Source organism: Falsochrobactrum shanghaiense (assembly GCF_003149535.1).
Taxonomy (GTDB): Bacteria; Pseudomonadota; Alphaproteobacteria; order Rhizobiales; family Rhizobiaceae; genus Brucella; species Brucella shanghaiense.
This window is the reverse complement of record NZ_QGDB01000001.1, coordinates 803,733-816,235: the sequence shown is the minus strand read 5'-3', so window position 1 is coordinate 816,235 and position 12,503 is coordinate 803,733. Positions and strand designations below refer to the sequence as shown.

The window sequence follows — 12,503 nt, the reverse complement described above, 5'->3', positions numbered from 1 at the left end:
CATGAGTGTCAAAAAAAACGCCCCGGATTGCCGGGGCGTTTGACTGCTTGTCCGCTTATTATTGCGGTAATGCGCCCTCATCCGCCGCATCGCCCTTTTCGGCTGCGTCCTGTGCGGCTGCGGCATCCTTCATCGCCTTGTCGACGGCAGGATCCTTATATTCGATTTTCAGGCCATCGCGCAGGTTCTTGACCAGCTCGACATAACGCTCGCGCATGACAATCGAGCGAATCTGCTCCGATACCTGCTCGAATGCGGGCGGCTGCTTGGTGCGGCGATCTTCAAGCTGGATCACATGGAAGCCGAACTGCGACTGCACCGGCTCCTTGGTATATTCGGAAGGCTTGAGCGCAAAGGCCGCCTTCTCGAATTCCGGCACCATCTGTCCTTCGGTGAAATAGCCCAGATCGCCACCATTGGCGGCTGTGCCGTCGGTCGAGCTTTCCTTGGCCAGATCTTCGAACTTCCCACCATCCTCAAGCTTCTTGATGATGGCTTCGGCTTCTTCCTTGGTCTTCACGAGAATGTGACGCGCGCGCACTTCGACCTGCGGCGGGATGGCGGCGATTTCCTTGTCGTAGCGGGCGCGCACATCGGCGTCGGAAATCTTGTCGACGACCTCGCTCTTGAAATATTCATTGTGCAGGGCGCGCTCGCGCAGGAATTCCATGCGGCTTTTGAATTCCTCGCTCTGGTCGAGCTTTTCCTTTTCCGCCTCGCCCGACATCGCCTTGATGTCGATCAGCGCGGCAAGAGCAGCCAGACGGCGCTGTTCGACCGGAAGGCGCGCAAATTGCGGATCAAGATCGCCTGCGGCCTGATCCACCTCGCCAACGGTGATGTCCTTGCCATTGACCGTTGCAAGAACCTTTGCCGGATCTTCGGAAGCAGCCGCAGACGGCGCGGCTTCCGCAGGCTTGGCAGTGCCTTGCGCTGCGTCCTGGGCAAACACGGCATGGCCGCTGAAACCTGCCAGTGCAACAGACGTTGCAAGAATGGCAAATGCCTTGCGGTATGGGGTTTTGAGAATGGCTTTCATATGGGATTCTCTCCTTCGGAGCACTTACCGGCCCGATGAATACGGCAGAATTTGGCCGAAAACCCCCATAGCTTATGGAAGAAACAGAAATTCCGGCGCTTCGAGCAACGTTGACATCGCCCGATCCCCCTCTTATCTGTCCTTCGACTTTGCGTCCAGTATGGCGTAAGGAGAACTGCGTGAGAAAGCGCCTTAAAAGGCCGCTTTTCAAGCGTGCTTTTCTTGCATTTGTTTCAATACGCGTGAATAAAGCATTTCGATATTGCCGGAAGCGCTTCCGGCTGAACGAACAGGAAAGGACCAGGAATGGTCAGCTTTGGCGGCCTCGCCCGCAAGATATTCGGTTCATCCAACGATCGACACGTCAAGTCATTGCGCCAGCGTGCGGAAAAGATCACGGCGCTGGAAAAGAATTACGAATCCCTCACCGACGAACAGCTTCAGGCCAAGACCGCCGAATTCCGTGCGGCGCTGGCGGAAGGCAAATCGCTTGATTCCCTGCTGCCGGATGCTTTTGCAACCGCGCGCGAGGCTGCAAAGCGTGTGCTCGGCATGCGCCCATTCGATGTGCAGCTGATCGGCGGCATGGTCCTGCATGAGCGCGGCATCGCTGAAATGCGCACCGGTGAAGGCAAGACGCTCATGGCGACCTTGCCCGTCTATCTCAACGCGCTTGAGGGCAAGGGCGTCCATGTCGTCACCGTCAACGACTACCTTGCCTCCCGCGATGCCGAAACCATGGGCCGGCTCTATAATTTCCTCGGTCTCACCGTCGGCGTCATCATGCATGGCCTCGATGATGACCAGCGCAAGGCGGCCTATGCCTGCGACATCACCTACGCAACGAACAACGAGCTTGGCTTCGATTATCTGCGCGATAATATGAAATATGAGCGCGGCCAGATGGTCCAGCGCGGCCACAACTATGCCATCGTCGACGAAGTGGACTCCATCCTCATCGACGAAGCGCGCACGCCGCTCATCATTTCCGGCCCGCTGGAAGACCGCTCCGACTTTTACACGCTTATCGATACTTTCATTCCGCCGCTTGCGCCGGAAGATTACGAAATCGACGAAAAGCAGAAAACCGCGATCTTCACCGAAGAAGGCACGGAAAAAGTAGAGAAGCTTCTCGAAGCGGCAGGCCACCTCAAGGGCGAAAGCCTTTACGACATCGAGAATGTCGCCGTGGTCCACCACCTCAACAATGCGCTTCGCGCGCACAAGCTTTTCCAGCGCGACAAGGATTATATCGTCCGCAACGACGAAATCGTCATCATCGACGAATTTACCGGTCGCATGATGCCGGGACGCCGTTATTCGGAAGGTCTGCATCAGGCGCTCGAAGCCAAGGAACAAGTGACGATCCAGCCTGAAAACCAGACGCTGGCCTCGATCACCTTCCAGAACTATTTCCGCATGTATACCAAGCTTGCCGGCATGACCGGCACCGCCGCGACGGAAGCGGAGGAATTCGGCAATATCTACGGTCTGGAAGTCACGGAAATTCCGACCAATCTTCCGATCAAGCGGCTTGATGAAGACGATGAAGTCTATCGTACGGTCGAGGAAAAATACCGCGCTATCGTGCGCGATATTCGTGCGGCCCACGAAAAGGGCCAGCCCATTCTCGTCGGCACCACGTCGATCGAGAAATCGGAACTTCTGGCCGAACGCCTGCGCAAGGAAGGCGTCAAGGGCTTCCAGGTTCTCAATGCCCGTTACCACGAGCAGGAAGCCTATATCATCGCACAGGCCGGTGTTCCGGGCGCTGTGACCATCGCCACCAACATGGCCGGTCGTGGCACCGACATCCAGCTTGGCGGCAATCTGGACATGCGCGTGCGTCAGGAACTCTCCGAGGTTCCAGAAGGGCCGGAGCGCGAAGAAAAGATTGCAGCGATCAAGGCTGACATCGCGCAGTTGAAGGAAAAGGCGCTTGAAGCTGGCGGTCTCTATGTTCTCGCCACCGAACGCCATGAAAGCCGCCGCATCGACAACCAGCTGCGCGGTCGTTCGGGCCGTCAGGGTGATCCGGGCCGCTCGAAATTCTTCCTGTCGCTTCAGGACGACCTGATGCGCATTTTCGGCTCCGACCGCATGGACGGCATGCTCCAGAAGCTGGGGCTGAAGGAAGACGAAGCCATCGTCCACCCCTGGATCAACAAGGCGCTGGAAAAGGCGCAGACCAAGGTCGAGGCGCGCAACTTCGAAATCCGCAAGAACCTGCTCAAATATGACGATGTGATGAACGATCAGCGCAAGGTGATCTTCGAACAGCGTCTGGAAATGATGGACGAGGAAGACCTCACCGATATTGTCGGCGGCATGCGCCACGAGGTGATCGAGGACATGGTCGCGCTGCGTATCCCCAAGGACGCCTATGCGGAAAAATGGGATATTGCGGGCCTCAAGGAAGATGTCACCTCCAAGCTCAACCTCGACCTGCCGGTCGAGGAATGGGCCAAGGAAGAAGGCATCGCGGAAGAAGAATTCGAGACCCGCATCAAGGACGCCGCCGACAAGGCCGCTGCTGAAAAGGCCGAGCGTTTCGGCCAGCAGATCATGACCTATATCGAAAAATCGGTCATCATGCAGTCGCTCGACAATCTGTGGCGCGAACATCTGGTCAATCTCGACCATCTGCGCTCTGTGGTCGGCTTCCGCGGCTATGCGCAGCGCGATCCGCTCAATGAATACAAGACGGAAGGCTTCGAGCTGTTTCAGGCCATGCTCGCCAATCTGCGCGAAGTCGTCGTATCGCAATTGATGCGCGTTGAAATCGTCCGCGAGGCTCCGCCGGAGCCGGCACTTCCGCCGATGACCGGCCGCCATATCGACGGCACCACCGGCGAGGATGATTTTGACGAGGGATCATGGGCGCAGCACCAGCAGGACGAGCGCACAGTGCCTGCATCCGAACGCGATCCCGCCGATCCCAGAACATGGGGCAAGGTCAGCCGCAACGAGCCTTGCCCATGCGGTTCGGGCAAGAAATACAAGCATTGCCACGGTGCCTTCGAGTAAGCCTCTGGCGCATCGCCCATAAAAAAACCCGGCGCATAATCGCCGGGTTTTTTGTGTCCTGAAGCTTTTCCAGCCGGTTGGAGCGGTTCTTGCTTATACGCAATGGCTTGAACTGCTCCAGGTCGTGGTGACGACCTGGATTCAGGAAATAATTACCATCCGCAAAGCTTTGTCGCGGCGATGCGCAACCGGCTGTTTCCTTTTCCTTTTATAAAGAACTCATCTTCTAGTATCGCCCTCGATCTGCTGCTCATTGCGCGCTTCAGACTGGGGGACATTGCATTGTCGACTGCCATTTCAATACTGCTTCAAGCAGTCCTGATCTCGTCCGTCGTCAACCGCACAATGAATATGGTGATGTTTACTCTCGTTGCGCAAAATAGAGCAATACTTCGGAGGAGACCTTTTAATGGCCGCCAAACCCTTGCTTGAGGAATCTGCGGGTGGAAATGCAGCCCGCATTGTGTCCGAACTCTCCGATAAGCTGGCTAATGAAGACGCGAAAAAGCATCTTGAAGAAAGCCTGAGCAGCCGCGATATTCCGCGCAAGCTTGCCATTTATGGCTCTTCGGCCGGGTTTGACCTGCGCGACGAACTAGATCATCTGGGCAATCGCGCCATAGAGCCGAATATTTTCTTCAATGCCCGCTTTCTGGCCCCTGCCATGCCGCGCCTTGAAGATCGCGAAGTCCGCTTCATGGTCATGCGCGACGAAAACGACACGCGCAGCCGCCTGCGCTTCGTGATGCCCTATACGATCGAGCGCCCCGGCCTGCCGCTCTCCACCCCCGTTCTTCGCGCATGGGCCACACCCTTCGGCCCGCAGGGTACACCGCTCATCGACCATGACGACCCGCTCGGCGTTCTCGAAGACCTGTTCGATATTCTCGCGCGCGACCATTTGAAAATGCCGGAAATTCTGGTTCTGCCCGAAATGCGGGCAAAAGGCGCGGTGGCCAAGCTGATCCGTTCGGTCGCTGTCGGACGACAATTGCCGATCATCTCCATTGAGAAGACCGAACGCCCCTTTCTCGAAAGCAGGCTTGATGGCGAAACCTATCTCGAACAGGCGATCAGCCATCATCATCGCAGGGAACTTAGCCGGCTTAGACGCCGCCTTGCTGAACAGGGCAGGCTTGAATACCGCATTGCCCGAAGCCCGGATGAAATACGCCCCGCTTTCGAGCACTTCCTCACGCTTGAAGCAAGCGGCTGGAAGGGGCGGCGCGGCACTGCGATGGCTGTGGACCGCTTTCGTGCGGCCTTTGCACGCGAAGCGGTCAATAATCTAGCCGAACGCGATTGCGTGCGCATCCATACGCTCCAGCTTGAGGGCCGGGTCATTGCCATTCTGATCGTTTTCACCGTATCCGGCGAGGCATGGACGTGGAAAACCGCCTATGATGAGACGCTCCGCGCCTTTTCGCCCGGCATGCTGCTGATGCTCGACGTCCTCAGGAATCATCTTGAAGACCCGAACATCATCCGCACCGATTCCTGCGCGCCGCCCGACCATCCGGTCATGTCGCGGCTGTTTCAGGAGCGTGAGAGCGTGGAAACGCTGGTAATCGGCCTCAATCCGGGCGCGGACCGGCATGTACGCCAGGCCGCTTCACAGATTCATCTCTACCAGCGCACGCGCAATCTCACGCGCATCATCCGCAATCGCATCCGAAATTTCGCGGAACGAAAAGGATAAGCAATCAAGCCGCGCGAGAGCAATTGACCTGATTTCGTTTAGCCGTTATATCCCTCTCCACTGTCCGTTTCAGGGCCATATCGGGCTGCTTTGCCAGTCATGTGCGGGTGTGGTGGAACTGGTAGACGCGCCGGACTCAAAATCCGGTTCCGAAAGGAGTGTCGGTTCGATTCCGACCACCCGCACCATTTTTCTTCCCTTGTTTTTCGAGCTTCACGCAGCCTCCAGCGCCTGCGCGAGATCGGCGATCAGATCATCGGGATGCTCGATGCCGATCGAAAGCCGGATCGTCGATTCAAGCACGCCGATGCGCTCGCGCACCTCGATGGGAACGCCCGAATGCGTCATCGTTGCCGGGTGGCTTGCCAGCGATTCGGTGCCGCCCAGACTGACCGCAAGCTTGAGGATTTGCAGCGCATTGAGAAAGCGGAATGCCGCCGCCTGCCCGCCCTTGATGTCGAACGAATAGGTGGAGCCCGCGCCGCTGCATTGGCGCTCAAACAAGGCGCCCAGCGCCGAATCGTCACCCGCAAACGACAGATAATGCAGCTTTTCCACCTTGGGATGATCGCGCAGGAAATCGGCGGTCGCAAGCGCATTGGTATTGGCGCGCTCCATGCGCAGCCCCAATGTTTCAAGCGAGCGGCCCAACATCCAGCAGGAATGCGGATCGAGCTGCGTTCCGATGGCTCCACGCAGCGCCTTGACCTGCCGCACCAGATCCTTGCTGCCCAGCACGGCACCTGCGATCAGGTCGGAATGTCCGCCGACATATTTGGTCAGCGAATAAAGCGACAGGTCGGCGCCGTGCTCCAGCGGCTTCTGGAACACCGGACCGAGCAATGTATTGTCACAGGCGATCACCGGGCGATGTCCCTGCCGCGTTTCAATTTTCCCGGCAATGCGCGCAATTGCGGCAATATCCACGAGACTATTGGTCGGATTGGCTGGCGTTTCGATCAGAATGACGGAAACGCGCCCTTTGGAAAGCGCTTCTTCGGCAGCTTTTTCAATCGCCTCCTCATGCACGCCATCCGCAAAAGGCACGGCCTCGACGCCAAAATTATGGAACGTCTTCGCCAGCAGCGTTTCACTGCCGCCATAAAGCGGCTGCGAATGCAGGATCACGTCGCCCGGACGCACAAAGGCAAGCAGTGTGGTCGCGATGGCCGACATGCCCGAAGAAAACACGGCGCCGCTTTCCGCCCCCTCATAAACCGCCAGACGATCTTCCACGATCTCGCTATTGGGATGATTGAAGCGTGAATAAACCAGTCCCGCGCCGACGCCTTCGGGCGGCTCCTTGCGCCCGGAGACGAAATCGAAAAAGTCCCGCCCGTCTTCCGCCGTCTTGAAAACGAAGGTCGAACTCAGAAATACCGGCGGCTTGACCGCGCCTTCTGAAAGATCGGGATCATAGCCATAATTGAGCATCTGCGTTTCGGGATGCAGCAGATGATTGCCGATGCTGGTTTTGGAAGGACGCGGCGCAGTCATGACGATCTCCTGAAAAAGCCTCTGTCAACTCTATCAGAACTGTGCCGCAATCTTCTTGCGTTGTTAATGCCCATCGGGAAATGAGCGGCCCGACACGATCATCGCGCCTACTTGATGATGAGCACCGGCACCGTGCTTAAAGTCAACACTTCTGCCGCCTGACTGCCAAGCAGAAGCTTGTTGACGCCGCGCCGTCCATGCGAGGCGATGACGATAAGATCGCATCCTTTTTGCTTGGCTGCTTCGACGATGCCCTGCGCCGGCGACTGGTTTTCGACATGCAGAACTTCGGCGGCGACGCCCGCGCTTTCCACTTTTGCCTTGGCCTGCGCCAGAAGATCGGCTGCGGCCTTGCTCAAGGCATCGCGATATTCCTGAAACGCCGCAGGGCTGGATGCCCATTCGGCGGCAACCACGATCCCATAAGAAGGCAACAATTCGGTCACGGAAACCAGCAATACGCCCGAGCCGAGCTTCGCTGCCAGCTTCGCTCCCTGCTCGACACCCTTTGCGGCCAGATCGGATCCATCAGTCGCGATCAGAATTTTCTTGTACATGATCTTACCTCCATATTGCATTCAATCTTCTGCGAACGAGATGGAAAAAGCATTGATGCAGATCAAACGGCTCAAAAAGCAGTGCCTATTTTAGTCATAGTATACCAGAATAATATTCTTCATTTTTGCACTATATAGCAATAATTTCTCCTCCAGCCGGATATGACGCACGAGTACAGCTATGCTTTTGCGTTGTTTCCTCATAAACTTCCGCAAAATAGAAGGAGATTATTTCATGACCAAGCCCCAGGGCGCAATCGACGGCCAGACCTCGGGTCGTGGCCGTATATATAATTCCATTCTCGACACAATCGGCAATACGCCGCTGGTTCGCATCGACAAATTCGCCCGGGAAAACGGCGTCGACGCCAATCTTCTGGTCAAGCTCGAATTCTTCAATCCGCTGGCAAGCGTCAAGGACCGCATCGGTCTGGCGATGATCGAAACGCTCGAAAAAGAGGGCAAGGCGGTTCCCGGCAAGACGGTTTTCGTAGAGCCGACATCCGGCAATACCGGCATCGCGCTCGCCTTTGCAGCCGCGGCCAAGGGCTATCGCCTCATCCTCACCATGCCTGAAACCATGTCGGTTGAACGCCGCAAGCTGCTCAAGCTTCTGGGCGCCGAGCTGGTGCTGACCGAAGGGCCAAAGGGCATGAAGGGGGCGATTGCCAAGGCAGAGGAAATTGCCCAGACCAATCCCGACGCGATCATCCCGCAGCAGTTTGAAAACCCGGCCAATCCTGAAATCCACCGCCTGACCACTGCGGAGGAAATCTGGAACGACACCAATGGCGAAGCCGATATTCTGATTTCGGGCATTGGCACGGGCGGCACGATCACCGGCGTCGGTCAGGTCATCAAGGCGCGCAAGCCCTCCTTCAAGGTCATTGCGGTCGAGCCGACCGATTCCCCGGTTCTTTCCGGCGGCACGCCCGGCCCGCACAAGATTCAGGGCATCGGCGCAGGCTTCGCCCCCAAGACGCTCGATACCGAAATCTATGACGAAGTCGTGCAGGTTTCCAATGACGACGCCTTCGCCAATGCGCGCCTGATCGCGCGCGTGGAAGGAATTCCCGTCGGCATTTCATCGGGTGCAGCGCTGGCCGCTGCCATCGAAATCGGCAAGCGCCCGGAAAACAAAGGCAAGAATATTGTCATAATCATTCCGTCCTTCGCCGAGCGCTACCTGTCGACCGCGCTGTTTGAGGGTCTGGAATAAGTAAGCCGAGAGCATTTCCAGCAAAAGTGTGAAACGGTTTTGCGTCCGGATAATGCGTAAAAACAAATAGATAGAGCCAGAGCGTCGCCGCTCTGGCTTTTTCTTTAGAGCATGTCGCCCGAAAGTGGGAACCGGTTTCGGGATAACGACATGCGTAAAACAACAACTTAAAGCGTAAGGAGCGAATCTGAAAGATCGCGACGCGCTTTAGAACATTTTGCGGATTAACCGCAGATCAGATAGCCGTGCGCGCCGCGCAGGCCGGGCCGGGTCCGCGCATATAATGGCGCTCGGGCCTGTAGCTCGGTGCAACGAACTCACGGATGACGTTAACGCTGTCACGCAACAGGACAATGATATTCATCGTCTTCACCCCATATGATAAAACAAAGGCTTGAGAAGCGACCCCCAACGGTTCCGCTTAAACAGGAACCGCTCTGGGATTGGCAGCTCGAAAGCGATGCTCCCCATGCCTTCAAGGGTTAACAAACCCCTTTCGGCCTTGGTGCATCTTAATGAAAACTTTAACAATTAAAGATGAACAAGAGCTGAATTCGTAGCGTTAACAATAAGTTAATGATAGGCATAACTGTGTTTTCCACAGGCATGAAATCGCCCGCAAACAAAAAGGCCGGTCGCTTGCGAAACCGGCCTTAAAGCTCAAATAGCTATTATCAGCGCGTGGGAACCGGATGCTCGCCGCGATAATCGTAGAAGCCACGGCCCGTCTTGCGGCCAAGCCATCCTGCTTCGACATATTTGACCAGCAGCGGGCATGGGCGATATTTTGAATCCGCCAACCCGTCATGCAGCACCTGCATGATGGAAAGGCAGGTATCGAGGCCGATGAAGTCGGCCAGTTGCAGCGGCCCCATCGGATGATTGGCGCCCAGCTTCATCGCCGTATCGATGGCCTCCACCGTGCCGACGCCTTCATAGAGCGTGTAGATCGCCTCATTGATCATCGGCAGCAGAATGCGATTGACGATAAAGGCGGGGAAGTCTTCCGCCACCGTCACCGTCTTGCCGAGCGCGCTGACGAAATCCTTCGACTTGCGGAAGGTTTCCTCATCGGTGGCAATGCCGCGCACGAGTTCGACGAGCTTCATGATCGGCACCGGATTCATGAAATGAATGCCGATAAAACGCTCTGGCCTGTCGGTGGTCGAAGCAAGCCGGGTAATGGAGATCGATGACGTGTTGGTCGCAAGAATGGCCTGCGGATTGAGGATCGGGCATAATTGCGTGAAAATCTTGCGCTTGACGGTCTCGTCTTCGGTCGCAGCTTCGATGGCCAGATCGACACCGGCCAGATCTTCCATGGAATTGACCGCGCGGATCAGTTTCATGGCGGCGTTGCGCTGTTCATCTTCCAGCTTGCCCGACGAAACCTGCCGCGCCATGTTGCCATTGATGGTGGCGATACCCTTTTCCAGCCGGTCAGATGCCGCATCGTGCAAGAACACATCATAACCCGCCAACGCGCAAACATGGGCGATACCGCCACCCATCTGGCCTGCGCCAACAATGCCTACCGACTTGATCGCCACCGTTCAAACTCCCTGATACTTCCGCCCGATGCGGTGATCCGTTCAGTATAGTACAGAAAAAGGCGGCGGATGTTTCCGCCGCCTCAAAATAAATCAAAGCGCCTTTTCAAGCTCCGGCAAGACCGTAAACAGATCGCCGACGAGGCCGTAATCCGCCACCTGGAAGATCGGCGCTTCCTCATCCTTGTTGATCGCGACGATGACGCGGCTGTCCTTCATGCCCGCCAGATGCTGGATCGCGCCGGAAATGCCCACCGCGATATAAAGATCAGGCGCAACCACCTTGCCGGTCTGGCCAACCTGCCAGTCATTGGGCGCATAGCCCGCATCGACCGCCGCACGGCTTGCACCAACGGCAGCGCCAAGCTTGTCGGCAACCGGCAGGATCACTTCCTGGAATTTCTCCGACGAACCAAGCGCGCGACCACCCGAAATGATGATCTTGGCCGATGTCAGCTCCGGACGATCGCCACCCGAAAGCGCATTGCCGACAAAGCTCGACAGTGCCGGGTCGGCGGCGGCATTGACGCTTTCGACCGCAGCCGAACCGCCTTCACCCGTTGCCTGGAAAGAGGCCGTGCGCACCGTGATGACCTTCTTGGCATCCGTCGATTGCACGGTCTGGATGGCATTGCCCGCATAGATCGGACGCTTGAACGTATCAGCCGACACGACTTCCGAGATTTCAGACAATTGCATCACATCGAGAAGGGCCGCCACGCGTGGCAGCACGTTCTTGGCCGAGGTGGTGGCCGGTGCGATGATCGTGTCGTAGTTTCCTGCGAGTTCAACGATGAGGGCTGCCACCGGCTCCGCAAGCTGGTTTTCCAGCGCATCGCTTTCAGCCAGCAGAACCTTGCGCACGCCCGAAAGCTTTGCTGCCGCATCAGCCGCAGCCTTCGCGCCCTTGCCTGCCACCAGAATATCGACATCGCCGCCGATCTGGGCAGCCGCACTCAGCGCCTTGGCCGTCTGATCGGAAAGCGTTGCATTGTCATGTTCGGCAATAAGAAGAATAGCCATTTATCTTGTCCCTTCCGATCTCTTACAACACGCCGTCGGCTTTAAGCTTCTCGACCAGTTCAGAGACTGAACCGACCTTGACGCCCGCCTTGCGACCGCCCGGCTCTTCGGTTTTGAGAACCTTGAGGCGCGGCGCGACATCGGCGCCGAAATCGGCTGGCGACTTCTCTTCCAGCGGCTTCTTCTTGGCCTTCATGATATTGGGCAGCGAGGCATAGCGCGGCTCGTTCAAACGCAGGTCCACCGTCACGATGGCGGGAAGCTTGACGTCGATGGTCTGAAGACCGCCATCGACTTCGCGCGTCACCTTGGCCGAGCCATCTTCCAGTTCCACCTTCGAGGCAAAGGTCGCCTGGCTCCAGCCCAAAAGCGCCGAGAGCATCTGCCCGGTCTGGTTGCTGTCATCATCGATGGCCTGCTTGCCCAGAAACACGAGGTCCGGCTTTTCGGCTTCGACCACGCCCTTGAGAACCTTGGCGACGCCCAGCGGCTCGACCAGTTCGTCATGCTTGACGAGGATCGCACGATCCGCACCCATGGCGAGCGCCGTGCGCAAGGTTTCCTGTGCCTGTGCCGGGCCGACCGAAACCGCGACGATTTCCGTCACCTTGCCCGCTTCCTTCAAACGGATCGCTTCTTCGACAGCAATCTCGTCGAACGGGTTCATCGACATCTTCACATTCGCAAGCTCGACGCCAGAACCGTCTCCCTTGACCCGGATCTTCACGTTGTAATCGACAACCCGCTTGACTGCGACAAGCACTTTCATCCGCGAATACCTCTTCCTCGACTTTTTTGCAGCACGATTATGCCGCCCTGAATCTGCGTCCGCATGCCAGAAACCGACATGAAAACCATGCTGGCAGATGCATCGCAAAAATCGCAACATCTG

At 57.1% G+C, this 12,503-nt stretch carries 10 protein-coding genes and 1 tRNA gene; 4 read left to right on the top strand and 7 right to left on the bottom strand.

Translation table 11 applies throughout. The features are described from left to right. Positions 1–58: 58 nt before the first annotated feature. Positions 59–1,039 carry a peptidylprolyl isomerase gene (locus tag DKP76_RS03900; RefSeq protein ID WP_109705076.1) on the bottom strand — a complete coding sequence of 327 codons (981 nt, stop codon included), beginning with the start codon at positions 1,037–1,039 and terminating at the stop codon, positions 59–61. Positions 1,040–1,345: 306 nt separating this feature from the next. Here DKP76_RS03900 and secA point away from each other — a divergent pair, with 306 nt between their 5' ends. The 3 genes from secA (at position 1,346) to DKP76_RS03875 (ending at position 5,953) form a co-directional block, all read left to right on the top strand. Next, positions 1,346–4,066: a preprotein translocase subunit SecA gene (secA, locus tag DKP76_RS03890; protein WP_109705075.1), complete on the top strand. Its 2,721-nt coding sequence runs from the start codon at positions 1,346–1,348 to the stop codon at positions 4,064–4,066. Between the two features lie 409 nt (positions 4,067–4,475). Beyond that, positions 4,476–5,765: a type IV secretion system effector crotonyl transferase BspF gene (gene bspF, locus DKP76_RS03880; protein ID WP_109705073.1), complete on the top strand. Its 1,290-nt coding sequence runs from the start codon at positions 4,476–4,478 to the stop codon at positions 5,763–5,765. A 103-nt stretch (positions 5,766–5,868) separates the two neighbouring features. Next, positions 5,869–5,953 (top strand) — tRNA-Leu (locus tag DKP76_RS03875). Positions 5,954–5,978: 25 nt separating this feature from the next. Here DKP76_RS03875 and DKP76_RS03870 read toward each other — a convergent pair. Both DKP76_RS03870 and DKP76_RS03865 read right to left on the bottom strand, forming a co-directional pair. After that, on the bottom strand, positions 5,979–7,262 hold the full coding sequence (locus tag DKP76_RS03870) for a cystathionine gamma-synthase family protein (protein ID WP_109705072.1): 1,284 nt from the start codon (positions 7,260–7,262) through the stop codon (positions 5,979–5,981). A gap of 107 nt (positions 7,263–7,369) precedes the next feature. After that, positions 7,370–7,819, bottom strand: coding sequence for a universal stress protein (locus tag DKP76_RS03865; RefSeq protein WP_109705071.1), 450 nt, complete (start codon positions 7,817–7,819; stop codon positions 7,370–7,372). A gap of 235 nt (positions 7,820–8,054) precedes the next feature. Between DKP76_RS03865 and cysK the strand changes: the two genes are divergently transcribed. Further along, positions 8,055–9,038: a cysteine synthase A gene (cysK, locus tag DKP76_RS03860; RefSeq protein WP_109705070.1), complete on the top strand. Its 984-nt coding sequence runs from the start codon at positions 8,055–8,057 to the stop codon at positions 9,036–9,038. Positions 9,039–9,273: 235 nt separating this feature from the next. Here cysK and DKP76_RS19740 read toward each other — a convergent pair whose 3' ends face one another. The 4 genes from DKP76_RS19740 to DKP76_RS03840 form a co-directional block, all read right to left on the bottom strand. Continuing rightward, complete coding sequence (locus tag DKP76_RS19740) at positions 9,274–9,402, bottom strand: hypothetical protein (protein WP_280953518.1); 129 nt, start codon at positions 9,400–9,402, stop codon at positions 9,274–9,276. Between the two features lie 310 nt (positions 9,403–9,712). Further along, a complete protein-coding gene (locus DKP76_RS03850; protein ID WP_109705069.1) occupies positions 9,713–10,588 on the bottom strand; it encodes a 3-hydroxybutyryl-CoA dehydrogenase in 876 nt (291 codons plus the stop codon). Positions 10,589–10,681: 93 nt separating this feature from the next. Continuing rightward, entirely contained in the window at positions 10,682–11,611 is a 930-nt protein-coding gene (locus DKP76_RS03845; RefSeq protein WP_109705068.1) for an electron transfer flavoprotein subunit alpha/FixB family protein, read from the bottom strand. A 22-nt stretch (positions 11,612–11,633) separates the two neighbouring features. Beyond that, positions 11,634–12,380, bottom strand: a complete 747-nt coding sequence (locus DKP76_RS03840; RefSeq protein ID WP_109705067.1) for an electron transfer flavoprotein subunit beta/FixA family protein — start codon at positions 12,378–12,380, stop codon at positions 11,634–11,636. Positions 12,381–12,503: the final 123 nt, after the last annotated feature.